The sequence below is a fragment of the Microbacterium sp. AC145 genome, from assembly GCF_979258505.1.
Map to the genome: position 1 here is coordinate 1,414,582 of NZ_OZ409859.1, position 24,604 is coordinate 1,439,185.

Genomic DNA, 24,604 nt, shown 5'->3' on the forward strand with positions numbered 1-24,604 from the left:
CTCTCACATCGACGAGTACGCGACGATGCCGCGACGCACGCCGTCGAGAGCAGCCCGTGCGTTCCGCGCGAGCGCGGCGTCCTCGGCGACGATCGACAGCTGATCCAGAAGATCGATCGTCTGCTTGGTCCAACGCACGAAGTCTCCGGCCGCCATATCGGCGTCGACCAGCACCCTGTCGAGTGACGCCCCGCGAGCCCAGGAGTGCATCGCTCCGGCGAGTCCGGCGGCGAGCGGTTCGGAGCCGGGAAGATGGTGGTCCTTCTCGAGATCATCGAGCTCGGCCCAGAGAGTCGTGGTCTGCTCGTACGCGCTGCGGAACGCTCCGCGCGGCAGCCCCCGCTCCCCCGCGTTCGCCTCGTCGCGCCGCGGCTCATACACCAGGCAGCACGCCATCGCGGCGAGCGACGGAGCGTCCAGTCCCTTCCACAGCCCCTGGCGGAGCGACTCTGCGATGAGCAGGTCCCGTTCGCCGTAGATCCTGCGCATAGTGCGTCCGGCGGAGGTGAGAGACATCTCCGCTCCGTCGCGCTCGAGATAGTCGAGCGTCTCGAGCACCTCGACCACGCGATCGAACACCCGGGCGACGGTTCCCGTCCGGTTCTCGATCTGACGACGGATACGGTCGGTCTGCCGCTTCAGCTTCCAGTAGCGCTCGGCCCATCGCGCGTGCGCCTCCCGATCGGGACACCGGTGACAACCGTGTCGCTGCATCTTCGTACGCAGACTCTGGACCTGCTTCATCCGCTTGTCCCGCGCCACCCTGGGGGCATTCGAATCCTGGCGGTTCTTCTTCTCGAGATCACTGAGCTCACGCCGAAAGGCGGCGTACTCCATGAAGTCTCCGTGGTCGCAGACCATCGATGCCCGATAGCCCTCGAGAGAACTCTCGGCCTCACGCACCTGACGGGCGAGCCCCACCACGGCGCGATCGGCCTGGAACTGCGCGAATGACGACTCGAGCACCTCACGCGCGCGGGGCTTGCCGAACAGGTCGATGAGATTGACGGCCATGTTGTATGTCGGGCGGAAGCTCGAATTGAGAGGATACGTGCGTCGCGATGCCAGGGCAGCGACGGCCTGCGGGTCCATCCCCTCGGTCCACTGCACGACCGCGTGTCCTTCGACGTCGATCCCGCGACGACCCGCACGCCCGGTCAGCTGGGTGTACTCCCCCGACGTGATCGCGACCCTGGCCTCGCCGTTGAACTTCTCCATCTTCTCGAGCACGACCGTACGCGCAGGCATGTTGATGCCCAGCGCCAGCGTCTCGGTCGCGAAGACCACCTTGACCAGCTTGCGTCGGTACAGCTCCTCGACGACCTCCTTGAAGGCCGGGAGGAGCCCCGCATGGTGCGCCGCCACGCCACGCTCGAGGTTGTCGAGCCACTCCCAGTACCCGAGTACGCCGAGATCCTCGTCCTGCAGCGTGCGTGTGCGCTCTTCGACGATCTCCCGGATCTCCTCGCGCTCTTCATTCGACGTGAGGCGGATTCCCGATCGGCGCACTTGCTGCACCGCGGCATCGCAGCCGACGCGACTGAAGATGAAGAAGATGGCGGGCAGAAGGTTCGCGCGCTCCAGCAGTTGGATCACGTCAGGGCGATCGAGACGCTCGATGCGGCGCACATTCGCCGAGCGCACCGGACGCCGCCCTCCGCGTGGGGGCCGCTGGGCCTGTCTTCCCGCGTGGCGATTGCTGCGATACGTCTGCGCCTCGCGATTGCTGTCATAGGTGGACCCGGTGAAGGAGCGGATGCGCATCAGCTCCTGATTCACCTTGGCCGTTGCGAGCCCGGCGCGATCGTCGAACAGGGGAAGCAGGTCGTCTCGCACGAGGACGTGCTGCTCGAGCGGTACCGGTCGGATCTCGGAGACGATGACCTCGGTGTCTCCGCGCACGGTGTCCAGCCAGTCGCCGAACTCCTCGGCGTTCGAGACGGTCGCGCTCAGAGACACCAGCCGCACGTGCTGCGGCAGATGGATGATGACTTCTTCCCACACGGCGCCGCGGAAGCGGTCTGCGAGGTAGTGGACCTCGTCCATCACCACGAAGCGCAGGTCCCGCAGCGCCGCGGAGTCGGCGTAGATCATGTTCCGCAGCACCTCGGTCGTCATCACGACGATCCGAGCGTTGCCGTTGATGTTCGTGTCACCCGTGAGCAGACCCACCTGGTCGGCGCCGTAGACGTCTACGAGTTCACGGAACTTCTGGTTCGAGAGTGCCTTCATCGGCGTCGTGTAGAACGCCTTGTCACGGGGGGTCTGCATCGCCAGATGGATCGCGAACTCGCCCACTATGGTCTTGCCGGCGCCGGTCGGCGCAGCCACGAGAACGCTGTCGCCCCGCTCGAGCGCATGGCATCCCTCGATCTGGAAGGGGTCCAGTTCAAACCTCTGCTTCGCGGCGAAGGCCACGGTCTCGGGGTTCGCCGACGCGGCGCGGGCCGCCGAATACCGCTCTGAAGGGGAGGTCATGCGTCGCCGGGGACGACACCCGCGGCAGCGTCGATCTTTCGCTTACGACGGTCGAAGAGCATCGACACGAGGGTGGCCAGGAAGTACAGCACGATCATCGCTCCCATGAGGAGAAGCATCGAGAAGACATCGGCCGGCGGCGTGGTGACTGCGGCGAACAGGGTGCACACGAGGATCGCGACCCGCCAGCCTTTCAGGATCTCCCTGCCGGAGATGACTCCGGCGAGGTTGAGCGCCACGAGGAACACGGGAAGGACGAAGGCGATGCCGACGACCAGGAGGAACTTGAAGACGAAGTCGTAATAGGCCGAGTAGTCGAAGAACTGGGCCATTCCCTGCGGCACGAAACCCGCCATGATCTCGATCACGTGTGGAAGCACGAAGAACGCGACAGTGCATCCTCCGAAGAACAGCGGGATGGCAGCGCCGAGGAAGCCCCACGTGTACTGGGTCTCCTTCTTCGTGAGACCCGGCATGATGAACGCCCAGATCTGCCAGAGCCAGACCGGCGCGGAGATGAGGAGTCCGATCGCGAAGGCGATGCGCATGCGCAGGTCGAAACCGCTCGTCACCGTGGTGAAGTTCAGCCCGACGTACTCTTTGCCCTGCTGCTCGGCGATCGTGCGGATCGGTATCGACAGGAGATCGATGATCGGACCGGTCACGATGAATGCGACGATCATTCCCACGACCAGCGCCGCAGCCGCGATCACGAGACGCTTGCGGAGTTCGATCAGATGCGATCCCAGCGACATCCGCTTGTCGCGGCCCGGCGCCAGTGGGTCAGCGGATTCCAGAGCCGACACGGACTATGCGGATCGAGGAGGCTGACCCGGATCGGAGTCGCGAGCGGTCACCGTGGTCTCCGGAGCGACCGACTGCTGCGGGGAGACAGCGTCTTTGTTCGTCTCGTCGGATGTGTCGTCGTTCTTCATCGCCTTCATCTCGCCCTTGAAGACCCGGGCCGACTGACCGAGGCTCTTGGCCAGCGCCGGCAGCTTTGCCGCACCGAAGAGCAGCAGGATGACGGCGAGGATGATCAGCAGATGTGGCCAACCGAAAGCGCCCATGATTCTCCTTCGTCGTTTTCTAGAGTCTAACCGGCGTCGCCGTGCTCCGGGTCACGATAGAGGGCGAGTCCGGCAGCGGCCCATTCCCGAGCGGCGACCCGGGCGATGCTCGGCTCGACGACCTCGAGAGCGCAGCCGAAGCGTCCCGCGAAGCGCTTGATCCCCCTCGGATCCGCAAGGCGCAGCCTCGCAGTGACGATGCCGCCCTCCACCTCGACATTGTCGGCGTTGAGGAAGTCGCCTAGGAGTGGTGCCACGCGCTCCGGCAGCCGCACCCGCACCTCGCCCTCGTCGTCGACGGCGGAGAAGGCTTCCGGCACCTGATCCCCGGCATGAGTGATCGGGATGTCTGTGAGCCGCGGGTCGCTCACACGGTCGAGATGGAAGGTTCGCATCGCCTCGCGCATGTGGCACCAGCCCTGCAGATACCACTGGGCGTTGGTGATCAAGATCTGCACGGGATCGACTGTGCGCGTGGTCGGTGACGAATCCGGTGCCTGGTATGTGAACGAGACCGCGACGCCCTGCTGTACTGCACGCGACACGACCTGCCTGACCTCATCGACGGCGCTCGGTGCCACCACGACCTCGGCCGGAGCATCCGCAGCGCCTCGGGAGAGTTTGGAGATCAGTCCGCTGACGAGTCCGGAATCAGAGACCGCGGGGACGGCGGCGACCATCTGGAGCCCTGCGAGCAGCGCGGCGGCCTCACGAGCGGTGAAGCGCGGCACCCGCCTCAGCGCGACATCGTTCGTGATCTCGATCACGTCCTCCTGATCCAGGAGGTCCCAGTTGATGTCGAACAGCTCCTGCGGCTGCTGCCAGAATCCCGCGTCACCGGGGAGCCCGATGACGGTGAGCTTCTCGACCATCTTTCGCATCTCGCTCGGCGTCACCCCGAACTCCTCGGCCGCCTCGACGAGCGAGACCTGCCCGAGTTCGAGCAGGTACGGCACGAGCGTGAGATAGACCCGCACGCGGTCCGATGCCAGGAGAGGCTTGGATTGAGCGCTCATCGCGTCTCCTCCTGATCGGAGTTCGCGAGCACAACGGCTGTTAGTCGTGCGATGACCGCATCGCGCAGAGCAGCGGGCTCGACGACCCGAACCTCGGGTCCGTACGACGCGAGCTCGTCCGCGAGGATGTGAAGGTCCACGAACGGCACGGTGATTCCCTGCCTCGCGGGCCTGGCGCGTCGCCCGAGCCTCAGCGCCGCCTCGGTTCCGGGCGTGACCTCCAGCAACGCGGCGTTCTGGGCGGCAACGCGCTCGAGTCCCGCCAGGGCACGCTCCCCCGCGCCGTCGCGCAGGTCGGGAGCGAATGACGTCGAAGTGACGCGCACCTCGCCGACGATACGGCTGAGCAGGAACATGCGGTCCGCCTCGATGTCGACGTCGACACCGTAGACGTGCCAGCGAGCCTCATAGTCCACGAGTGCGAGCGGACGGATGCTTCGGCGCCGCGGGGCCGCCTCGCCCGGCTTGAGGTAATCGAAGACGACCACTCGGCACTTCTCGATCGCCTCCTGCAGGTGCGGGAACGCGGCGTCTCGTGCGGTGATCCTCGGGGCGAATCCGATGATGGGCTCGTCGCCGTCGATGCCGAGCGCTCGGATCTTGCGGACCCCCGCCTTGGCATCACCGGACGCCGACTCGGCACTCCAGACGCTGCCGGCCAGCTGCAGCACCGCAAGCTCGGCCGGAGTGAATTCGATATCGCCGGGAAGATCGTATTCTGCCTGCGGAATACGATAGCGAGCCTCACGGAGGTCGTTCGGGTCTGCAGGATCGCCGATCGTCTCCACGGGCACGCCGAGCGTTCGAAGCTCGTCCTTGTCTCGCTCGAACATCTTCTCGAGAGCATCCGACCGCGCCCCGGCGCTCGCCCGCTGACGATAACCCGAGACGTTGTCGAGGATCTGCTGCTTGGTCAACCCGATCTCCGTGGCCATCAGCGCCACGACGAGATTCGTCAGGCGCTCTTCCGCGGGAATGCGGGCAGCCATCACTGCTCCGGGACGGGAACGATCCCCAGGATGTCGACGACGATGGCGGTCGCCGAGGCACCCTCGGCGCCGGGCGCTACGACGAGAACCTGCGAGCCGACGTTCGCACCGACGAGCTCCTCAGCCGCGAGGCCGATGTTGGGCTCGGCGCCCCAGGTGCTGGTGACGACGGTCTTATCGTCCCAACCGACGGCCATGATGTTCGTCACGACGACGGAATCCTTCTCGACCTCGGCGCCGTCGCCCTTGATGAGCGTCTGAGTCACCGTCTCCTCCGGAGCAGAGGAGTCGGGGATGATGACGCCGGGGGTGCCGTCAGCAGCACGAACCACTGTGGGCAGGCCTCGCGCGTCGTTGAACTGAGAAGCACCGTCGGCCTTCGCCAGGTAGACGTCGAGCACATCGACGACGGCGATGACGTTCTCGCCGTCCTCGAGACCGAAAGCCTCCACGTTGCTCTCGCCGAAGTCCTCGGGAGTCAGCACCGCGACCGTCCGCGTTCCACCGGTGGCGCACTCGAGCACCGTCTCCAGGCCGGGCGACCGCTGCGCCCAGTAAGTGATGTTGTGGACGCGGCTGAGATCGCCGTTGTACTCCGACTCGTAGAGCTTCTCGCCGCTGTCGCCGCCGTAGAACGAGATGTCCAGCACCATGGGCTGGACCGCCGACGTCAGGGTTTCACCGTCTCCGACGATCGCATCCGAGAACGCCGTCGACGAAGACTTGACCGGAGTGAACACCGTCACATCCGGGCTCGCGCCGATTTCTCCGTCGACAGTCACCGAATCCGCGACCGCAGCCGAACCCGCACGATCACAGACCGCGCCGGCGAACGACGGTGCTGCAGTGCACCCTGTCAGAGCGAGGACGGCGAGGCTGAGAGTGGCCAGAACGGCGGACGTTTTACGCACGCGCTCCAGTCTATTCCGTTGCGCCGTCGGATTCGCGCGATGCGGCAGCGATGCGCGCGCCTTCCGCCGCCTTCGTCGCTTCGCGAGCGCGTTTGCGGAGGTTCTTGTCGTTGATCACCCGATCGCCGACGGCACCGGGCGTCCAGAGCTCGACGTCGTCGTCGCCGTAGCTGCTCTTCGAAGCCCGGCGCTTGACCGACGGTGCGACGGCGCCGGGCGCGAGCCGACGAGCGGTCAGGAGGAAGCCGGTGTGCGCGACCATCCGGTGATCGGGCCGGACGGCGAGGCCCTCGACGTGCCAGCCGCGCACCATGGTCTCCGACGCATCAGGATCGGTGAACAGCCCGGTTCCCCTGATGTACTCCGCCACGCGTGAGAGCTGCGTCGCGGTCGCGATGTAGCAGAGCACGACGCCCCCGGGTGTGAGAGCCTCGGCGACGGCATCCATGCACTCCCAGGGGGCCAGCATGTCGAGCACGACCCGGTCGACCGTGCCCGGCGAGAATCGGGAGGGAAGTTGCTCTGCCAGATCGCCGACCACGACATCCCAGGTGTCGGGGGTCTCGCCGAAGAACGTCTCGACGTTGCCGCGAGCGACCTCCGCGAAGTCTTCCCGACGCTCGAAGGAGACGAGCCTGCCGGCCGGCCCGATCGCGCGCAGCAGCGACAGCGAGAGCGCTCCGGAGCCGACGCCGGCCTCGACCACGACGGAGCCCGGGAAGATGTCCGCCTGCATCACGATCTGGGCGGCGTCCTTCGGATAGACGATCGCCGCGCCGCGCGGCATCGACATCGCGAAGTCGCGCAGCAGGGGCCGCAGTGCGAGGTAGTCGTGACCGGAGGTGTTCGGCACCACCGAGCCGTCGGGCAGCCCGATGAGGTCGCGGTGACGGAGCACGCCTTGATGCGTGTGCAGTTCGCCGTCTTCGCGGAGGGTGACCGTGTGCAGACGTCCCTTCGGACCCGTCAGCTGCACCCTGTCCCCTGCTCGGAAAGGGCCGCTCGGCCGCGGCGCACTGGAATTGGTCATCGGGTGGCTCCCGTCATGGAGGTCTGGCGGTCGAAGAGGTCGATCAGATCGGCCGCGGTGCGGCCTTCGAGCGTGGGCCACAGCTCATGTGCGCCGACGTGATCGAGCGAGACGATGTGCGGCACACCGAGCGAGACGGCACCGGCCGCGATCCCGGCCCGCAGACCGGTGGGCGAGTCCTCGATCACCACGGCGTCCGCGATGTCGATGTCGAGAAGCGCCGCGGCATGCAGATAGGGCTCCGGATGGGGCTTCGGATTCGTGACGTCGTCGCCTGCGACGACGATGTCGAAAGCATCGAAATCGATGAGCTCGACGACTCCGAGGGCCATCCGCCGGAGCGACATGGTCACCAGGCCCGTGGGTATCCCGGCGGCGCGGAGGTCTCGCAACAGCTCGGGCGCACCTGGCCGGAACGGCACGCCCTGGGTCCGGAGCGCGTGCTGCACGCCGTCGGTCAGGAGGGAGATGATCGACTCCGCCTCCATGTCGACTCCCGCATTCTGCAGGATGATCGCGCTGTCGATCAGGCCGTTGCCGACGAGCTGCAGCGCATCGTCATGCGTCCATGTTCCCCCGAAGGATTCGACGAGAGAGGTCTCCGCCGCCATCCAATACGGCTCGGTGTCGACGAGTGTTCCGTCCATGTCCCAGAGGATCGCGCGGGGCTGTCTGCTCACCGAACCATGTTACCCGTGGCTGCGCCCGCTCCTCGTCGGAGCGGGCTAGCCTGGAGCGATAGGTTTCGGCGACCACGAAGGGAGACCTCGATGGATGTCCTCGGTTCACGCATCATCATCGCCGCCTTCGATGGCTGGAACGATGCCGGAGAAGCGGCGAGCGGTGCGATCTCGGCGCTCCGCGCGAAGTCGGAGTACGACCTCGTGCACGCGATCGATCCGGAGCTCTACTTCGACTACCAGTACACCCGGCCCTCGACGAAGATGGATTCCGAAGGGCGCCGCCAGCTCACGTGGCCCGAGGCAGGGCTGTGGCGCCCTCGCGACCCTGGCCCCGGACCGGAGTTCTGGGTGCTCACCGGTGTGGAGCCTGCTCGGACCTGGCAGTCATTCGCCGCGGAGTTCATCGACGTCGCCCTCCGCGACGACGTCACCGGCCTCGTCACACTGGGCGCGATGCTCTCGGACGTGCCGCACACCCGACCGATCTCGATCTTCGCTTCCAGCCAGAACGAGCAGGTGCGCGAGACCCACGGCCTCGAACGGTCGCTGTACGAGGGCCCCGTCGGCATCCTCAGCGTCTTCGAGCAGTTCGCCGAGAGCGCGGGCATCCCCACGGCGAGTCTGTGGGCGAGTGTGCCGCATTACGTGGCATCCGCGACGCCATCGCCGAAGGTGACGCTCGCTCTTCTCGATCGTCTCGAGGAGCTGACCGGCGTCGAGATCGCACACGCCAACCTGCGCACCGAGGCGGCCGCGTGGGAGGCCTCGATCGATGCAGCCGCTGCGGACGACGAGGACATGGCGGAGTACATCCGTCAGCTCGAGCAGACGCGAGACACCTGGGACTCCCCCGACGCCTCGGGCGATGCGATCGCGCAGGCGTTCGAGCGCTACCTGCGTCGGCGCGGCGACGGCCCGAGCGACCACAAACGCTGAACCGTTCGACCTCGGCGAGACCTCGAACATGTCGTGAGACCCACCTGCAGCAGGTGGGTCTCACGACTGCATGCGGGCCTCAGACCCGCAGGCGCTCCGAGTCAGGCAGCGATCACACCCGTGCCGAGCAGGACGAGCAGCACGGTGCCGAGCAGGATGCGGTAGATCACGAACGGCAGGAAGCTGCGCTTCGAGATGTAGTTCATGAAGAACGCGATGACCGCGAGCGCGACGACGAACGCGATTCCGGTCGCTGCGAGCGTGTCGCCGAACGAGAAGAACGACGGCTCATCCCAGCTCTTGAAGAGCTGGTAGAAACCGCTTCCGAACACGGCGGGAATCGCGAGGAGGAAGGCGTAGCGGGCTGCCGCGGCGCGCTCGTAGCCGAGGAAGAGTCCCATCGTGATGGTGCCCCCCGAGCGGGAGACGCCCGGGATCAGCGAAAGAGCCTGCGCCACTCCGTAGGCGACGCCGTGCGGGTACGTCAGCTGGTCGAGCTTGCGTCGCTTCGCACCCACGTGGTCGGCGATGCCGAGCAGGATGCCGAAGACGATGAGCATGATCGCGACGATCCAGAGCGACCGGAACACCGTCTCGATCTGGTCCTGGAACAGCAGTCCGAGTACGACGATCGGGATGCTGCCGATGATGATCATCCATCCCATCCGGGCATCCGGGTCGCTGCGGGGCACCTTGCCCGCAAGGGAACGGAACCACTGGGCGATGATCCGGACGATGTCGCGCCAGAAGAAGACCACGACAGCAGCCTCCGTGCCGATCTGCGTGATGGCGGTGAACGCAGCGCCAGGGTCCTCACCGGACGGGAGGAACGTTCCGACGATGCGCAGATGCGCGCTGGAGGAGATCGGCAGGAACTCGGTGAGTCCCTGGATGATCCCGAGGATGAGCGCTTCGAACAGATGCATGGATGGGCCTTCTCGGTCGTGGGGCGGCGCAGACGTGGAGCTGAGCGCTCAATACGTGCGCAGCAGATCGGCCAGCACCCGCTGACCGAAGACAAGCGATTCTACGGGTACGCGCTCGTCGACTCCGTGGAACATGCCCGTGAAGTCGAGATCGGCGGGGAGCCGAAGGGGTGCGAAACCGTAGCCCGTGATCCCGAGCGCGGCCAACGCCTTGTTGTCGGTACCCGCCCCGAGCAGGTACGGGATCACCGGAGTGCCCGGATCATGCCGATTGAGGCTCGCCACCATCGCCTCGACGAGCTCACCCGCGAACGGGGTCTCCATGCCGATGTCTCGAACGACGGTCTGGATCTCGATCTCGTCGCCGACGATCGCCTGCAGCTGTGAGAGCACATCGTCCTCGGTTCCAGGAATGACGCGCACATCGATGAGTGCTTCGGCGCGCTCAGGAATGACGTTGTGCTTGTATCCGGCGGTGAGCGCGGTGGGATTGGTCGTGGTGCGGAACGTCGACCGCAGAAAGGCCTCAGCCGGGCCGGCCGCTGCCGCCAGCGCATCAGGATCGTCCATCGGGCGTCCCGACAGGTCGCTGAGTCCACGGAGCAGAGCCTCTGTGGTCGCGGTGAGCCTGATGGGCCACCGCGTGCGGCCGATCGCCGCCACTGCTTCGGCGAGCTTCGTCACCGCGTTGTCATCGTGCAGCCGGCTCCCGTGCCCCGCACGCCCCTTCGCGACGAGTCGAATCCAGATGAGCGCCTTCTCCCCCACCTGCAGCAGGTAGGCCCGTCGATCGTCGACGGTGATCGAGTAGCCGCCGACCTCGCTGATCGCCTCCGTCGCTCCCTCGAACCAGTGAGCGCGGTGCTGCACAGCGAGCGCAGAACCCTCGACTCCCCCGTTCTCCTCGTCGGCGAAGAAGACCAACACGAGATCGCGCTCAGGCGCATCGCCCGCCCTGAGGATGTCCGCGACAGCCGTGAGGATCATCGCGTTCATGTTCTTCATGTCGACCGCGCCGCGCCCCCAGAGCATCCCGTCCTTCACCTCACCGGCGAACGGGTCGACGGTCCAGTCCTCGGCCATCGCCGGCACCACGTCGAGATGCCCATGCACGACGAGCGCGGGCTTCTGCGGATCGCGGCCGCGAACCCGGGCCATCACCGTGGTGCGGCGATCGATCGGCTCGTAGTATTCGATCTCGAGGCCGAGGCGCTGCAGATACGCACCGACGTACTCCGCGGCTTCTCGCTCGCCCTTGGCGTTCCCACCACCGAAGTTGGAGGTGTCGAAGCGAATCAGGTCCTGCGCGACACGCACGACCTCGGGAAGCGACGGTTCAGTCATAGGCACCAGGCTATCGAAGCGCCGTGGCGCGCCCGGGAAACGTGCTCGTTTTCTGAGTGCGGCGAAGCCCGTGCTAATGTAAATCTTCGTTCGGCAACGAGCATCCAACACCTGCGCGGGTGGCGGAATGGTAGACGCGCTACGTTGAGGTCGTAGTGCCCGTAAGGGCGTGGGGGTTCAAGTCCCCCTCCGCGCACAGAGGAGAAGCCCCGGAACCACTGGTTCCGGGGCTTCTTTCGTTTCCCGCTCTCCCCCGACGGGGCGTGCAGACTCAGACTGCTCCGACCCCGAACAGCAGACCGAGACCGTAGGTGATCGCCGCTGCGCCGAATCCGATGGCCAACTGGCGAAGTGCGCGCCTCAGGGGCGGACCACCAGACAGGATGCCGACCATGGCACCTGTCACGAGGAGTGCGACGCCGACCAGAACGAGCGCCACGATCACGGCGGCGGTGCCTTCGAGTCCGAAGATCCAGGGAAGCACGGGGATGATCGCTCCCGAGGCGAAGAGCAGGAAGCTCGACAACGCGGCCGTCCAGTCGCTGCCGACGATGTCGTGATCAGTGGCCGCGTGAACGTGCACCGGCCCCGTGGCCGTGCGCTCGACCCCGGCGCGGGCCGCGGCGACGATGCGGCGCGCGCGCTCCAGTGCCTCCGTCGACTCGATGCCACGCGCCCGGTAGACGAGCGCGAGTTCGTTCTCATCGATGTCGAGGTCGGCGGCTGAGGCCGCCGCATCCTCGTTCGCCTCGGTCGCCGCCAGCAACTCGCGCTGCGACCGAACCGAGACGAATTCGCCTGCTCCCATCGACAGCGCGCCGGCGAGAAGACCTGCGACACCGCTGAAGAGGACGAACCCTGAGCTGACCCCTGTCGCCCCGATGCCCAGCACGAGAGCGAGGTTGCTCACGAGGCCGTCGTTGGCACCGAAGACGGCTGCTCGGAACGAGCCGGAGAGTCGGCGCCGACCACGCGCGGCGAGCCCACGCACCACTTCGTAATGCACCTTCTCATCCGCTCGCATGGCGGGCGTCGCATACTGCTCAGAGTCGTACGGAGACCTGGCCTCGGCGCTCTGCGCGAGAGCGAGCACGAAGATCGATCCGAAGCGTCCGGCCATCCACCCGAGAAGTCGTGACCGGAATCCCGCGCGGGGCAGGCGTGCGGGCTCGGCACCGAGCAGATCGAGCCAGTGCTGCTCGTGTCGACGTTCGGCGTCTGCGAGGCTCAGAAGGATCGCCTGCTCCTCCCCCGCCCGCCGCTGCGCGAGACGCTGATACACCATGCCCTCGGCGCGCTCCTCGACGAGGTAGCGCGCCCATCGGCGGCGGTCGGCGGCGGTCGGTTCCGTGGTGGCAGCGGGGGCTGTCATGCGATCTCCTGTGTGATGGTCCCCGATACGGGACGACCGTTCCACGCTAGCTTCGGCGTCCGCGCGCGGTCGCACCGGAAGCGGTATTGCCAGGATTTCGGGAATCCGAAGGACGGGAGCGACGCGCGCGACACGCGTCTCAGGAACGCACGCGCTTGCGCAGAACCTCGATACGCGCCTGCAATTGCGTGACTGTGGCCTGTGCGACTGCCGGCCCCCCGCAGATGCGTCGGAGCTCTGCGTGCACAGCTCCATGAGGCTCGCCCCGCTGCCGGGCATACAGGCCGACGAGGCTGTTGAGGAGTTGCCGCTGCTCCTTGAGCGTGCGGTGCAGCGGGGCAGGAAGAGTCGTCGTCTCGTCGGGAGCGGCCTTCGCCTCTCTTGCTTCCCGCAACCGGGACTGCCGTGACTGGCGTTGCATGAGAAGCTCGTGCACGTGTTCTGGCTCCAGCAGCCCCGGGAACCCGATGAACTCCTCTTCCTCGGGCGTCCCCGGCTCTGCGAGCTGACCGAACTCCTGCCCCTCGAACACGACCCGATCGAAATGCGCCACGGACGACAGCGCCTGATAGCTGAACTCCTGCGTCAGAGCGTCGGACGCGTCGTCCTCACGATTCGCGCTCTCCAGCAACGAATCGTCGAGCCCCTCGTCGTCTTTGGACTGCCGATCGAGGGCGTGATCGCGCTGCTTGTCCATCTCGTTCGCGAGCCCCATGAGCACGGGCACCTGCGGGAGGAACACACTCGCCGCTTCTCCGCGTCGACGAGCTCGCACGAATCGCCCGATCGCCTGCGCGAAGAAGAGCGGAGTCGACGACGAGGTCGCGTACACGCCCACCGCGAGTCGAGGCACGTCCACACCTTCGGACACCATTCTGACCGCGACCATCCAGCGCGCGTCTCCCGTGCTGAACTTCTCGATGCGTTCCGAGGCCGTCGCATCGTCCGACAGGACGATGGCCGGCTGCTGGCCGGTGATGCTGTGCAGGATCTTCGCGTAGGCGCGCGCGACGGTCTGGTCTGTCGCGAGCACGAGTCCGCCGGCGTCCGGCACGTGGTGCCGGATCTCGGTGAGACGACGGTCGGCCGCCGACAGCACGGCCGGCATCCACTCGCCCTCCGGGTCGAGCGCGGTGCGCCAGGCCTGCGAGGTGACGTCCTTGGTGTTGTCCTGCCCGAGGTGCGTCTCCAGCTCATCGCCCGTACTCGTGCGCCACCGCATCTTGCCCGCGTACATATGGAACAGCACGGGGCGGACGACGCCGTCGGCGAGGGCGCGCCCGTAGCCGTAGTTGTAGTCGGTGCGCGAGATGCGCGCTCCCGACTCGTCGGGGTGGTACTCGACGAACGGGATGGGAGCCGTGTCGCTTCGGAACGGCGTACCCGAGAGCAGGAGCCGCCGTTTGGCCGGCCCGTACGCATCGCGGATCGCATCGCCCCAGCTGAGCGCGTCGCCACCGTGGTGCACTTCGTCGAGGATGACGAGCGTCCGGGCGTCCTCGGTGAGATGCCGATGCACCGACGACTTCGCCGCGACCTGCGCATAGGTCACGACGGCCCCGTGGTAGTGACGCGCCGGGGCCCAATCGCTGTTGCGGAAGCGCGGATCGAGACGGATGTGCACGCGCGCGGCGGCATCGGCCCACTGCGTCTTGAGGTGCTCGGTGGGTGCGACCACGATGATGCGATTGACCTCGCCCATGCGCATCAGCTCGACGGCGAGCGTCAGTGCGAAAGTCGTCTTTCCGGCGCCCGGTGTCGCGGCGACGAGGAAGTCGCGCTGGTCCGCCTCGAAGTACTGCTCGAGGGCCTCCTGTTGCCAGGCGCGCAGCTTGTTCGCGGTTCCCCATGGGGCACGCTGAGGAAAGGACGGAGAGAGCATCGACTCCACGATAATCGCTGCCGCCGACACTCGGCTCCCCCGCCGACTCGGGGTGCACGATCTCGCGCCGGAGGTCGGCGCGCGGGTAGGCTCGGTCGGTGCGCCGACACGACCGATGCGCGGCGCACGCTCGCGAAGGGGAGCTCGATGACAGACCAGGATTCGACTCGTAAGCCGTATCTCGACAACGAGAGTCCGCACCCGTGGCGACGTTTCGTCGCGATCGGCGACTCGTTCACCGAAGGCATCGGAGACCCCGATCCCTCGCACCCCGGGAGCCACCGCGGCTGGGCCGACCGTGTCGCCGAGGTGCTGTCACAGCAGGTCGACGATTTCGCCTACGCGAACCTCGCGGTGCGGGGAAAACTCATCGCGCAGATCGTGCATGATCAGATCGAACCGGCGGTCGCCCTCCACCCCGATCTCATCTCCATCTGCGCGGGCGGAAACGACGTCATCCGCCCCGGGACCGATCCCGATGCCATCGCCGTCCAGCTCGAGGATGCTGTCGCGCGCCTGTCATCCACGGGAGCCGCGGTGCTTCTCTTCACGGGCGTCGACACGGCCTTCACGCCCGTCTTCCGCCCCTTCCGCGGCAAGGTCGCGATCTACAACGAGAACATCCGCGCGATCGCCGAGCGCCATGACTGCATCGTGGCGGATCAGTGGGCGCTCAAAGTCGTGCAGGACATGCGCTTCTTCGACGACGACCGGCTGCACTACAACCCGCTCGGCCACCACGAGATCGCACGGATGGCGCTCCGCGCTCTCAACGTTCCGAACGAGCTCGAATCGATGCAGCCGGAGCCGCTCCCGATCCGCACCTGGAGAGAAGCCCGTTCCGGGGACATCGGTTGGGCGCGGGAACATCTCGTTCCCTGGGTCCTTCGACGACTGCGCCACGAATCCTCGGGCGATCACATCATGGCGAAGCGTCCCGAGCCCTCGCCCGTGGTCTTCCCCGCGCCCGACCGACGGCCGTAGCCGGTAGGTCAGCGCGTCCCGAGCGCCCAGAGAGCCACCGCTGCCGCGGAGGCCACGTTCAACGAATCGACACCGCCGAACATGGGAATCCGCACGACGGTGTCGGCATTGTCGAGCGCCGTGCGCGAGAGACCGTCGCCCTCAGAGCCCATGACGAGCGCGACGCGCTCCGGACGATCCGCGGCATAGGCGTCGAGGGTCACGGCGTCATCTCGGAGCGCCAGAGCCGCGACGTCGAACCGCGCCGCATGAAGATCAGCGACGGCCGACTCCCAGTCCGTGATGCGGGTCCACGGCACCTGGAACACGGTTCCCATACTGACCCGCACGCTGCGTCGGTACAGCGGATCCGCTCCCCCCGGCGAGACCAACACCGCATCCGCGCCCAACCCGGCCGCTGCCCGGAATGCCGCGCCGACATTGGTGTGGTCTCCGACGTTCTCGAGGATCAGCACCAGGGTGGCGCCGTCGATCACCTCGCGCACGGTCGGCAGCTCCGGGCGATGCATCGATGCGATCGTGCCCCGATGCACGGCGAAACCGGTGACCGCTTCGGCCACCTCGTCCGGGACCACGTACACCGGCACATCGAGATCGCCGACGATCGCTCTGATGTCGTCCACGCGGCGTTCCTGCACGAGGACGGAGCGCGGACGGTGGCCTGCTGCGACCGCGCGCGCGATGACCTTCGTCGACTCGGCGATGTACAGCCCGCCGGCCGGGTCCTTCACGGTTCGGAGCGCCGTGTCGGTGAGTGCGCGGTAGTCGTCGAGTCGTCGATCGTCGGGATTCGTCACGCGCAGCAGTTCCACGCGCCCCAGTCTGCCATCGGCCACGCGTCGCACTGCGCGGTCGGCCGTCGGCGGCGAGGCGTATGCCGGTCCGCACGTCGTAGACTCGACGGAGGAGGTCTTGTGAGCGCACCCAGTCCGGTCGAAACGTCGACTGCCGTCGCTCGCGCCGCCGAACTGCTGCAGGGCCGTCGCATCGCTCTGCTCACGGGGGCGGGCATATCCACCGACTCGGGCATCCCCGCCTATCGCGGCGAGGGAGCTCGCACCCGGTCCGACCCGATGACGATCCAGCGCTACCTCGGCGACGAGGCATCCCGCCGGCGTTACTGGGTCGGCGGACATCTCGGATGGCGGGCGTTCGCTCAGGCCGGTCCGAATCGCGGGCACGCAGCACTCGCCGAGATGGAATCCTCGGGACACGTCAGCGGTGTGATCACTCAGAACGTCGACGGTCTGCATCTGCGGGCCGGCAGCTCGCACGTGATCGAGGTGCACGGCACCATGAGGCGGGTGCTCTGTCTGCACTGCGGTCAGGTGTTCGACCGCCGCGATGTCGCGGTGCAGATCGAGGAGCTGAACCCCTGGATCTCCGTTCCCGAGAACGTGGCGCTGAATCCCGACGGCGATGTGCTCCCCGAGAGCACCGACGGGTTCGTCGTGCCCGTCTGCACCGTGTGCGGCGGGATGCTGAAACCCGACGTGGTGTTCTTCGGCGAGTATGTCCCTCAGGACCGATTCAAGGCAGCAGAGTCGCTCCTCCGCTCCAGCGATGCCCTCATAGTCGCAGGTTCATCTCTGGTCGTGAATTCCGGCGTCCGTCTGGTCGAACGCGCGCGGCGCCGCAGCATCCCTCTCATCATCGTCAACCGCGAGCCGACGCGTGCGGATGTCTGGGCCGATGTCACCATCGCCGCAGGTACCAGCGACGTGCTCCCCGCGATCCAGGAGCTTCTCGAATGACTCTGCTCACACTCGTACGTCACGGCCAGACCGATTGGAATCTCGACCGTCGAATCCAGGGATCGACCGACATCCCGTTGAACGAGACCGGTCGGGCCGATGCGCGCACGGCCGCGGCGCACCTCGCAGACGGCACGCATCACGCGATCTACACCAGCCCGTTGCTGCGCGCCAGAGAGACCGCGGAGATCATCTCGGCGGAGCTCGGCCTCGGCGCGCCGGTGCTGGTTCCCGGCATTCGGGAACGCGAGTTCGGCGAGGGCGAGGGGATGCTCGTCTCCGAGTACATGGAGACGTACGGCGGTTGGCACTCGGAGGTTCCGGGTGCGGAGACGCTCGAAGACGTCGCCGAGCGTGCGCTGCTGGCGCTCGATGCCATCGCTCGCGATTCCCGTCGGCGCTCGACTCCCGTCGCGGAGTCCGTGGTCGTGGTCGCACACGGCGGAGTGATCAGATCCCTCATCGACCACGTCTCGGGAGGCACGCTCCCCCGCATGGGTGATCAGATCGTGAACGGCTCGGCACACCGCTTCGAGGCATCGCCGGGAGTCCTCCGTCTCCTCGACCAGACCGTCCTGATCTGACTCAGCGCATCCGGGCGAGCACCGAGCGAGCGTGTCTGAGCACCGGCTCGTCGACCATGCGGCCGCGGAAGCGGAAGACCCCCCGCTCGGACGCAGCCGCCTCGAGCACGGATCGCGCCCAGTCGACGGCTGCGGCGTCGGGCGCGTATGCCGCACGGATCACGGCGACCTGATTCGGATGGATGCAGGCGGTGGCGGCGAAGCCCGACGCGGCTGCATCCTCGGCCTCGGATGCGAGGCCGTCGAGGTCGTCCAGAGCGATGTGCACCGCATCGATCGCGGCCTTGCCCTGCGCACCGGCCTCGAGGAGCACCCGCGACCTCGAGTACCGCGCGATGTCGCGATAGGCCCCGTCGGCGTGACGGCTGGATGTTCCGCCGAGCGACGCGACCAGGTCCTCCGCGCCCCACATCACCGCGACGACCCTCGGGTGCGCTGCGATGCGGTCGACGGCCTGGATGCCACGGGCCGTCTCGCAGAGCGCGATCACCGAGAATCGCTCGTCGAAAGCATCGAGGCTCGACGCGTTCTCGGTCTTCGCGACCATGACGGTGCGGAAGTCGGTCTGCGACAGTGTGGCGAGGTCGGAGGCGAAGGAATCTGAGTCCGGGGAGTTCACTCGGATGATCACACGATCCGGATCGATGTCGGCGTCGATGAGATTGCCGCGAGCCGTCGACTTCGCGTCCGGCAGCACGGCGTCCTCCAGATCCAGGATGACGGCGTCGGCCTTCGCGAGTGCTCCGCGGAACCGTTCGGGACGATCCGCGGGGCAAAAGAGCAGTGCGGGACCGAGTTCGAATGTCATTCGACACCTCCGGGATGGCACAGTACGAGCACGGTGCGTGTGGCAGTCGCCACGACGACTCCGTCCTGATTGCGGCCGATGTGGGCGATCGTGACGACTCCCTGCCCCTGACGCGAGGCGGAGAGCCGCTTCTCGACGATCGTGCTCTCGGTGTAGAGCGTGTCGCCGGCGAAGAGCGGGCGAGGAAACGTGATGTCTCCCAGGCCGAGCTGGGCCACGAGCGTGCCCTGGGTCAGTTGTGCGACGGAGGACCCGACCATGGTCGAAAGGGTCCACATCGAGTTGATGAGCCGGGCGCCGAAAGGCTCCTGGGACTCAGCGAACGACGCGTCGAGGTGCAACGCCTGTGTGTTCATCGTGAGGGTCGTGAACACCACGTTGTCTGCCTCGGTGGCTGTGCGACCGGGCCTGTGCAGATAACGGGCATCGGGCTCGAACTCCTCGAAGTAGAGTCCGCGCTGCAGGATCTCTTTCGCGGTCATGCTGCCACGCTACCCGGCGAGCCCGAGCGAGCGCGCGATCACCAGCAGCTGCACCTCCGTCGTGCCCTCGCCGATCTCCAAGATCTTCGAGTCCCGATAGTGGCGGCCGACGGGGAACTCGTTCATGAAGCCGTTCCCTCCGAAGATCTGCGTCGCGTCCCGGGCATTGTCCATCGCCGCCTCCCCCGCCACGAGCTTGGCGATGGCAGCCTGCTCGGCGAAGGGCGCCCCTGCGTCACGCAATCGCGCCGCATGGTGCCAAGCGAGTCGCGCCGTGTGCACCCGCGAGCGCATGCGCGCGAGCGTGAACTGGGCGTTCTGCCTGGTGCTGAGCGCGCTGCCGAAGATCGTCCGCGATTTCGCATAGTCGACCGCGGCTTCGAGACAGCCCTCTGCAGCACCGGTCGCCAGGGCCGCGATCGCGATACGTCCTTCGTCGAGGATGCTCAGGAAGTTCCGGAAGCCGCTCCCCCGCTCACCGAGCAGATTTCCCACCGGCACGCGGGCCCCGTCGAGGCTCAGCGGATGCGTGTCGGAGGCGTTCCACCCGACCTTGTCATACGGCGGGTCGACGGTGAATCCAGGAGTGCCGTTCGGCACGATGATCGTCGAGATCTCCTTGCGGCCGTCGACCGTACCCGTGACAGCGGTGACCGTGACGAAGCGCGTGATGGGGGTTCCGGAGTTGGTGATGAACTGCTTCGACCCGTCGATGACCCACTCGTCATCGTCGAGTCGCGCAGTCGTGCGGGTGGCCCCCGCATCGCTCCCCGCCTCCGGTTCGGTCAGTCCGAAGCCGGCCAGCGCTCGGCCTGCGAGCAGGTCGGGCAGCAGCTCTCGCTTCTGCTCGTCGGAGCCGAAACGGAACACCGGCATCGCACCGAGGCTGACACCGGCCTCGAGCGTGATCGCGATCGACTGGTCGACGCGACCGAGAGCTTCGATCGCGATTCCCAGTGCCATGTAGTCGCCGCCCTGGCCGCCGTACTCCTCGGGAAACGGCAGCCCGAAGAGTCCGAGATCGCCCATCTGAGCGACGACGTCCATCGAGAGCGTGTGCGTGCGATCGGCCTCATACGCCTGGGGGGCGACGACCGTCTCTGCGAACTCGCGCACCATGGCGGCGAGCTCGCGTTCCTCATCCGTCAGCTGAAACGTCATCGTTCCTCCTCTGTCGTGACGCGGGCGACCACCTGATCGCGTCGCACCTGATCGCCGACGGCGACCAGCAGTCTCACCGTCCCGTCGTGGGATGCCACGACAGGATGCTCCATCTTCATCGCCTCGATCGAGACGAGCGGCGCGCCGGCGGTGACGCTCTGTCCGTCTTCGACGTGCACGACCACCACGCTCCCCGGCATGGGCGCGCGGGCGTCGGGTTCTGCGGCAGTGGTGCGCGCATCGCGCGCAGCGAGTCGTCGAAGCAGTCGAGCGCGTCGGTCCATCGGGCGAAGTCGCAGCGTCCGCCCGGCCTCGGCGACCCAGACCGCGCCGTCCTCGTCTGAGGCGACGGCGGTTCTGCGGGAGACCGCTCCGTGCGGAGCGACGTAGACCTCGTCGAGATCCGTCAGGAAGGCGTGCTCCACCAGCGAGGCGTCGGTGAGTCGCTGCCACACCCTTCCCCCTCGATGCGAGACGGCGTCGTCGTGGCTCGGCGCACGAGTGTGTTCGCGGGCCGCCGCGAGCATCGACGCGGACGGCGGCTCGGCTTGCAGAGGCAGCAACGACTCGATGAGCCCTGTGTCGAGATCGCCCGATACGACGCGCTGGTTGCGGCAGAGCTGCCGCAGGAAGTCGATGTTCGTCTCGACACCCAGCACGGTTGTCCGGCTCAAGGCCGTCTCCAACAGTCGCAGGGCGGTCATCCGGTCGTCTGCATACGCGATCACTTTCGCGATCATCGGGTCGTAGAACCCCGTGACCTCCGAGCCGGTCTCCACCGCAGCATCCACCCGAACCCCCTTCGGGGCGTCGAAGAGCAGCAGCCGCCCGGTCGACGGCACGAAGCCGCGCTCCGGGGACTCGGCGTAGACGCGAGCCTCGACAGCGTGTCCCCGCAGGGGCGGAGCGTCGATCAGCGCGCCGCCGGAGGCGACGTCCAGCTGCAGCGCCACCAGGTCGAGACCTGTGACCTCCTCGGTGACGGGATGCTCCACCTGCAGTCGCGTGTTCATCTCGATGAAGAACACCTCGTCCTGCCGATCGGCATCGACGAGGAACTCGACGGTGCCGGCTCCGACGTAGTCGACGCTCTGCGCAGCCTGCACTGCGGCCGCGAGCAGCCGGTCTCTCGTCGCCCCGGGAATGCCGGCAGACGGCGCCTCCTCGATGACCTTCTGATGGCGTCGTTGCAGGGTGCACTCGCGCTCCCCGAGGGCGATCACCTTTCCGAGTGCGTCGCCGAAGACCTGCACCTCGATGTGTCGAGGGCGCCGGATGAGCCGTTCGAGGATCAGTGCGTCGTCTCCGAATGCGGCGGCCGCGATCCGACGGGCAGAGGCGAGCGCGGGAGCCAGGCCCGACGCGTCCTCGACCACCTCCATCCCCTTGCCTCCGCCGCCGGCGCTCGGCTTCACCAGCAGAGGAAAACCGACGCGATCGGCCTCTTCGGCGATCTCTGCATCTGAGAGTCCTCGTGCATCGAACCCCGGAACGACCGGCACACCGGACCTGGCCACGTGCTCGCGCGCCCTTGCCTTGTCTCCCATGATCTGCAGGGCCTCGATCGACGGCCCGATGAACACGATGCCGCTCTCGGCGCAGGCCTCGGCGAGTCCCACGCTCTCCGAGAGGAACCCGTAACCCGGATGGATCGCCTGGGCACCGCTGGCGCGGGCGGCCGCTATCACCGCATCTACGTCGAGATAGGAATCGGCAGCGGGTGCCGGCCCGATCCGTACGGCGGAATCGGCTTCCTTCACGTGCGGCGCTGCGGCGTCGGCATCGCTGAACACGGCCACGCTGCGGATGCCCCGCGTGCGCAGGGTCCGGATGATGCGTCGCGCGATCTCGCCCCTGTTCGCCACCAGTACCGTGTCGAATCCGGTGACCGGCCGCACAGCCGGCATGCCTTGAGTCATCTCGTCATCACATCCTGAACAGGCCGAAGCGAGGCTCCGGAAGCGGGCTCGCGGCGACGACGTCAAGGGCGAGACCCAGCAGATCGCGGGTATCCACGGGGTCGATGATCCCGTCGTCCCACAGCCGAGCCGTGGCGTAGTACGGCTCGCCCTGAGCGTCGTACTGCTCGCGGATCGGATCCTCGAACGCGCGCCGCGCCTCGGCATCCCACGGCTGACCGCGGGCTGCGAGCTGATCCTCCTTGACAGTGGCGAGCACCGACGCCGCCTGCGAGCCGCCCATCACCGAGATGCGGCTCGCTGGCCAGGTCCACAGGAATCTGGGTGAGTACGCACGCCCGCACATCGAGTAGTTGCCAGCGCCGAACGAGCCGCCGATGATCACCGTGAGCTTCGGGACTCGCGTGCTCGCGACAGCCGTGACCATCTTCGCGCCGTCCTTCGCGATCCCCCCTGACTCCGCTTCCGTTCCCACCATGAATCCGCTGATGTTCTGCAGGAACAGAAGCGGGATACCGCGCTGATCACACAGCTCGATGAAGTGCGCACCCTTGAGCGCGGACTCGCCGAAGAGTACTCCGTTGTTGGCGACGATGCCGATCGGGTGCCCGTGCAGACGCGCGAACCCGGTCACGAGCGTCGTCCCGTACTCCGCCTTGAACTCGCGGAAGGATTCTCCGTCGACGATGCGGGCGATGACGTCGTGAACGTCATATGTCGTGTTGACGTCGACCGGCACCACGTCGTACAGCGACCCGGTGATCGATGGCGGCCGGCTGTCGATGACGTCCCAGGCCGGCGCCGGGGATCGAGGAAGCATCTCGACGATATCCCGCAGGATCTCGAGCGCGTGCTCGTCGTCCTCGGCGAGGTGGTCCACCACACCGCTGCGCCGCGCGTGCAACTCCCCACCGCCGAGTTCCTCCGCCGAGACGATCTCGCCGATAGCCGCCTTCACGAGAGGCGGACCGCCGAGGAAGATCGTGCCCTGCCCTCGAACGATGACGGTCTCATCGCTCATCGCCGGAACGTAGGCGCCTCCGGCCGTGCACGAGCCGAGTACGGCAGCGAGCTGCGGGATTCCCTGTGCGGACATACGCGCCTGATTGAAGAAGATGCGACCGAAGTGCTCACGGTCGGGGAAGACCTCGTCCTGCCGCGGAAGGAAGGCGCCCCCCGAATCGACCAGGTAGAGACACGGCAACCGGTTCTCGAGCGCGATCTCCTGTGCACGCAGGTGCTTCTTCACAGTGAGCGGATAATACGTTCCGCCCTTCACCGTCGCATCGTTGCACACGACCATCACGTGTCGGCCATGGACGAGACCGATTCCGGCGATCACTCCCGCTCCGGGGGCGTCTCCGTCGTACATTCCGTCGGCGGCGAGAGGCGCCACTTCGAGGAACGGACTCCCCTCGTCGAGAAGACGCGCCACGCGGTCGCGCGGAAGGAGTTTTCCCCGTGCCACATGCCTGTCACGCGAGGCCTCGGGGCCACCCCGTGCGGCCACGTCGAGCCGCGTTCTCAGCTCGGCTGCCAAGGACTGCTGGGTCGCAGGCATCGTGATGTCCTCCTCGACACACGTGCGCATTCGTCACACTCTGGTGCGACTCGTGCTTCTTCGGTTAGTGTGCACTAACCAGTCACTCTAGGTTAGCGAGGATTAACTGAGATGACAACCCCGACCACCGCCCGAGATCGGGCCAAGGCGGAGCGCTCCGACGCGATTCTGCGCGCCACCGCGCACCTCTTCGCCGAGCGTGGATACAACGGAGTCAGCCTCGAAGACATCGGCGCCGCCGTGGGAGTGTCCGGACCAGCTGTCTACCGGCATTTCGCCGGCAAGCAGGCGCTCCTCGGTGCTGTTCTGATCGAGGTCAGCAGGGACCTCGTCGACGGCGGGTCCAGCGTCGCCGCCGTTGCGGCGACGCCCGATGACCGCATCCGCGACCTGATCGTCTTCCACGTCGACTTCGCGCTGCGCCATGCAGACGTGATCCGTGTCCATGACAGCGACGTCGCACACCTCGCTCCGCACGATCACAGCGAGGTACGCCGACTGCAGCGGGCATACATCGAGCTCTGGATGGAAGCCCTCGCAGCACTGATCGACGCCGAGACCGATGAGCTCCGACTCCGGGTCCAGGCCTGCTTCGGACTCATCAACTCGACCCCGCACAGCACGAGCTCGGCCGCCCGCCGACACTCCGCCACCGCGACCGTGCTGGCCGCGATGGCGGAGTCCGCTCTTCGGGCGCCTGTCTGAGCAGCCGGA

At 67.0% G+C, this 24,604-nt stretch carries 23 protein-coding genes and 1 tRNA gene; 6 read left to right on the forward strand and 18 right to left on the reverse strand.

The genetic code is table 11. The features are described 5' to 3' along the window. Positions 1–3: 3 nt before the first annotated feature. From ACZZZN_RS06965 to ACZZZN_RS07000, 8 genes are read right to left on the reverse strand one after another with little or no spacing between them, the layout of a single operon-like run. Positions 4–2,478 carry a DEAD/DEAH box helicase gene (locus tag ACZZZN_RS06965; protein WP_463504445.1) on the reverse strand — a complete coding sequence of 825 codons (2,475 nt, stop codon included), beginning with the start codon at positions 2,476–2,478 and terminating at the stop codon, positions 4–6. After that, complete coding sequence (gene tatC / locus ACZZZN_RS06970; RefSeq protein WP_463506561.1) at positions 2,475–3,233, reverse strand: twin-arginine translocase subunit TatC; 759 nt, start codon at positions 3,231–3,233, stop codon at positions 2,475–2,477. Before tatC ends, ACZZZN_RS06965 begins: the two co-directional genes overlap by 4 nt. Positions 3,234–3,287: 54 nt before the next feature. Beyond that, positions 3,288–3,548, reverse strand: coding sequence for a Sec-independent protein translocase subunit TatA (gene tatA, locus ACZZZN_RS06975; RefSeq protein WP_463504446.1), 261 nt, complete (start codon positions 3,546–3,548; stop codon positions 3,288–3,290). 26 nt (positions 3,549–3,574) lie between these two features. Next, the gene (locus ACZZZN_RS06980) at positions 3,575–4,564 is read right to left on the reverse strand and encodes a helix-turn-helix transcriptional regulator (protein ID WP_463504447.1); all 990 of its coding nucleotides are present in this window, start codon (positions 4,562–4,564) and stop codon (positions 3,575–3,577) included. Beyond that, the gene (locus ACZZZN_RS06985) at positions 4,561–5,553 is read right to left on the reverse strand and encodes a helix-turn-helix transcriptional regulator (protein WP_463504448.1); all 993 of its coding nucleotides are present in this window, start codon (positions 5,551–5,553) and stop codon (positions 4,561–4,563) included. Before ACZZZN_RS06985 ends, ACZZZN_RS06980 begins: the two co-directional genes overlap by 4 nt. Further along, entirely contained in the window at positions 5,553–6,464 is a 912-nt protein-coding gene (locus tag ACZZZN_RS06990; RefSeq protein WP_463504449.1) for a hypothetical protein, read from the reverse strand. Before ACZZZN_RS06990 ends, ACZZZN_RS06985 begins: the two co-directional genes overlap by 1 nt. A 10-nt stretch (positions 6,465–6,474) precedes the next feature. Beyond that, a complete protein-coding gene (locus ACZZZN_RS06995) occupies positions 6,475–7,494 on the reverse strand; it encodes a tRNA (adenine-N1)-methyltransferase (protein ID WP_463504450.1) in 1,020 nt (339 codons plus the stop codon). After that, the gene (locus tag ACZZZN_RS07000) at positions 7,491–8,174 is read right to left on the reverse strand and encodes an HAD family hydrolase (protein ID WP_463504451.1); all 684 of its coding nucleotides are present in this window, start codon (positions 8,172–8,174) and stop codon (positions 7,491–7,493) included. The genes ACZZZN_RS06995 and ACZZZN_RS07000 overlap by 4 nt, the downstream gene beginning before the upstream one ends. 90 nt (positions 8,175–8,264) lie before the next feature. Here ACZZZN_RS07000 and ACZZZN_RS07005 point away from each other — a divergent pair, with 90 nt between their 5' ends. Continuing rightward, positions 8,265–9,113 (forward strand): PAC2 family protein, encoded by an 849-nt coding sequence (locus ACZZZN_RS07005; RefSeq protein WP_463504452.1) that lies wholly within the window; start codon positions 8,265–8,267, stop codon positions 9,111–9,113. 101 nt (positions 9,114–9,214) lie between these two features. Here ACZZZN_RS07005 and ACZZZN_RS07010 read toward each other — a convergent pair whose 3' ends face one another. Together ACZZZN_RS07010 and ACZZZN_RS07015 are read right to left on the reverse strand one after the other, a co-directional pair. Next, positions 9,215–10,039, reverse strand: coding sequence for an undecaprenyl-diphosphate phosphatase (locus tag ACZZZN_RS07010; RefSeq protein ID WP_463504453.1), 825 nt, complete (start codon positions 10,037–10,039; stop codon positions 9,215–9,217). 48 nt (positions 10,040–10,087) lie between these two features. Then, complete coding sequence (locus ACZZZN_RS07015) at positions 10,088–11,383, reverse strand: M20/M25/M40 family metallo-hydrolase (RefSeq protein ID WP_463504454.1); 1,296 nt, start codon at positions 11,381–11,383, stop codon at positions 10,088–10,090. Positions 11,384–11,496: 113 nt separating this feature from the next. Between ACZZZN_RS07015 and ACZZZN_RS07020 the strand changes: the two genes are divergently transcribed. Next, positions 11,497–11,579, forward strand: a tRNA-Leu gene (locus ACZZZN_RS07020). Positions 11,580–11,654: 75 nt separating this feature from the next. Here ACZZZN_RS07020 and ACZZZN_RS07025 read toward each other — a convergent pair. Both ACZZZN_RS07025 and ACZZZN_RS07030 read right to left on the reverse strand, forming a co-directional pair. Further along, positions 11,655–12,755, reverse strand: coding sequence for a VIT1/CCC1 transporter family protein (locus ACZZZN_RS07025; RefSeq protein ID WP_463504455.1), 1,101 nt, complete (start codon positions 12,753–12,755; stop codon positions 11,655–11,657). 139 nt (positions 12,756–12,894) lie between these two features. Further along, the gene (locus tag ACZZZN_RS07030; RefSeq protein ID WP_463504456.1) at positions 12,895–14,637 is read right to left on the reverse strand and encodes a DEAD/DEAH box helicase; all 1,743 of its coding nucleotides are present in this window, start codon (positions 14,635–14,637) and stop codon (positions 12,895–12,897) included. A 147-nt stretch (positions 14,638–14,784) separates the two neighbouring features. On the opposite strand from ACZZZN_RS07030, the gene ACZZZN_RS07035 reads away from it, so the two are divergent. Beyond that, positions 14,785–15,621, forward strand: coding sequence for an SGNH/GDSL hydrolase family protein (locus tag ACZZZN_RS07035; RefSeq protein WP_463504457.1), 837 nt, complete (start codon positions 14,785–14,787; stop codon positions 15,619–15,621). Between the two features lie 8 nt (positions 15,622–15,629). Here the strand turns inward: ACZZZN_RS07035 and ACZZZN_RS07040 are convergent, their stop codons facing one another. After that, entirely contained in the window at positions 15,630–16,433 is an 804-nt protein-coding gene (locus tag ACZZZN_RS07040) for a TrmH family RNA methyltransferase (protein WP_463504458.1), read from the reverse strand. A gap of 102 nt (positions 16,434–16,535) precedes the next feature. Between ACZZZN_RS07040 and ACZZZN_RS07045 the strand changes: the two genes are divergently transcribed. Beyond that, positions 16,536–17,375 carry a Sir2 family NAD-dependent protein deacetylase gene (locus ACZZZN_RS07045; protein ID WP_463504459.1) on the forward strand — a complete coding sequence of 280 codons (840 nt, stop codon included), beginning with the start codon at positions 16,536–16,538 and terminating at the stop codon, positions 17,373–17,375. Next, positions 17,372–17,959: a histidine phosphatase family protein gene (locus tag ACZZZN_RS07050; RefSeq protein ID WP_463504460.1), complete on the forward strand. Its 588-nt coding sequence runs from the start codon at positions 17,372–17,374 to the stop codon at positions 17,957–17,959. Before ACZZZN_RS07045 ends, ACZZZN_RS07050 begins: the two co-directional genes overlap by 4 nt. 1 nt (position 17,960) lies before the next feature. Here the strand turns inward: ACZZZN_RS07050 and ACZZZN_RS07055 are convergent, their stop codons facing one another. The 5 genes from ACZZZN_RS07055 to ACZZZN_RS07075 are packed head-to-tail and all read right to left on the reverse strand — an operon-like array spanning position 17,961 to position 23,890. Further along, positions 17,961–18,767 (reverse strand): HpcH/HpaI aldolase/citrate lyase family protein, encoded by an 807-nt coding sequence (locus ACZZZN_RS07055; RefSeq protein ID WP_463504461.1) that lies wholly within the window; start codon positions 18,765–18,767, stop codon positions 17,961–17,963. Further along, entirely contained in the window at positions 18,764–19,249 is a 486-nt protein-coding gene (locus ACZZZN_RS07060) for a MaoC family dehydratase (protein ID WP_463504462.1), read from the reverse strand. Before ACZZZN_RS07060 ends, ACZZZN_RS07055 begins: the two co-directional genes overlap by 4 nt. A 9-nt stretch (positions 19,250–19,258) precedes the next feature. After that, positions 19,259–20,410, reverse strand: coding sequence for an acyl-CoA dehydrogenase family protein (locus tag ACZZZN_RS07065; protein WP_463504463.1), 1,152 nt, complete (start codon positions 20,408–20,410; stop codon positions 19,259–19,261). Beyond that, positions 20,407–22,329, reverse strand: a complete 1,923-nt coding sequence (locus ACZZZN_RS07070; RefSeq protein WP_463504464.1) for an acetyl/propionyl/methylcrotonyl-CoA carboxylase subunit alpha — start codon at positions 22,327–22,329, stop codon at positions 20,407–20,409. Before ACZZZN_RS07070 ends, ACZZZN_RS07065 begins: the two co-directional genes overlap by 4 nt. 7 nt (positions 22,330–22,336) lie before the next feature. Beyond that, on the reverse strand, positions 22,337–23,890 hold the full coding sequence (locus ACZZZN_RS07075) for a carboxyl transferase domain-containing protein (protein WP_463504465.1): 1,554 nt from the start codon (positions 23,888–23,890) through the stop codon (positions 22,337–22,339). 111 nt (positions 23,891–24,001) lie between these two features. On the opposite strand from ACZZZN_RS07075, the gene ACZZZN_RS07080 reads away from it, so the two are divergent. Then, entirely contained in the window at positions 24,002–24,595 is a 594-nt protein-coding gene (locus tag ACZZZN_RS07080) for a TetR/AcrR family transcriptional regulator (RefSeq protein ID WP_463504466.1), read from the forward strand. Positions 24,596–24,604: the final 9 nt, after the last annotated feature.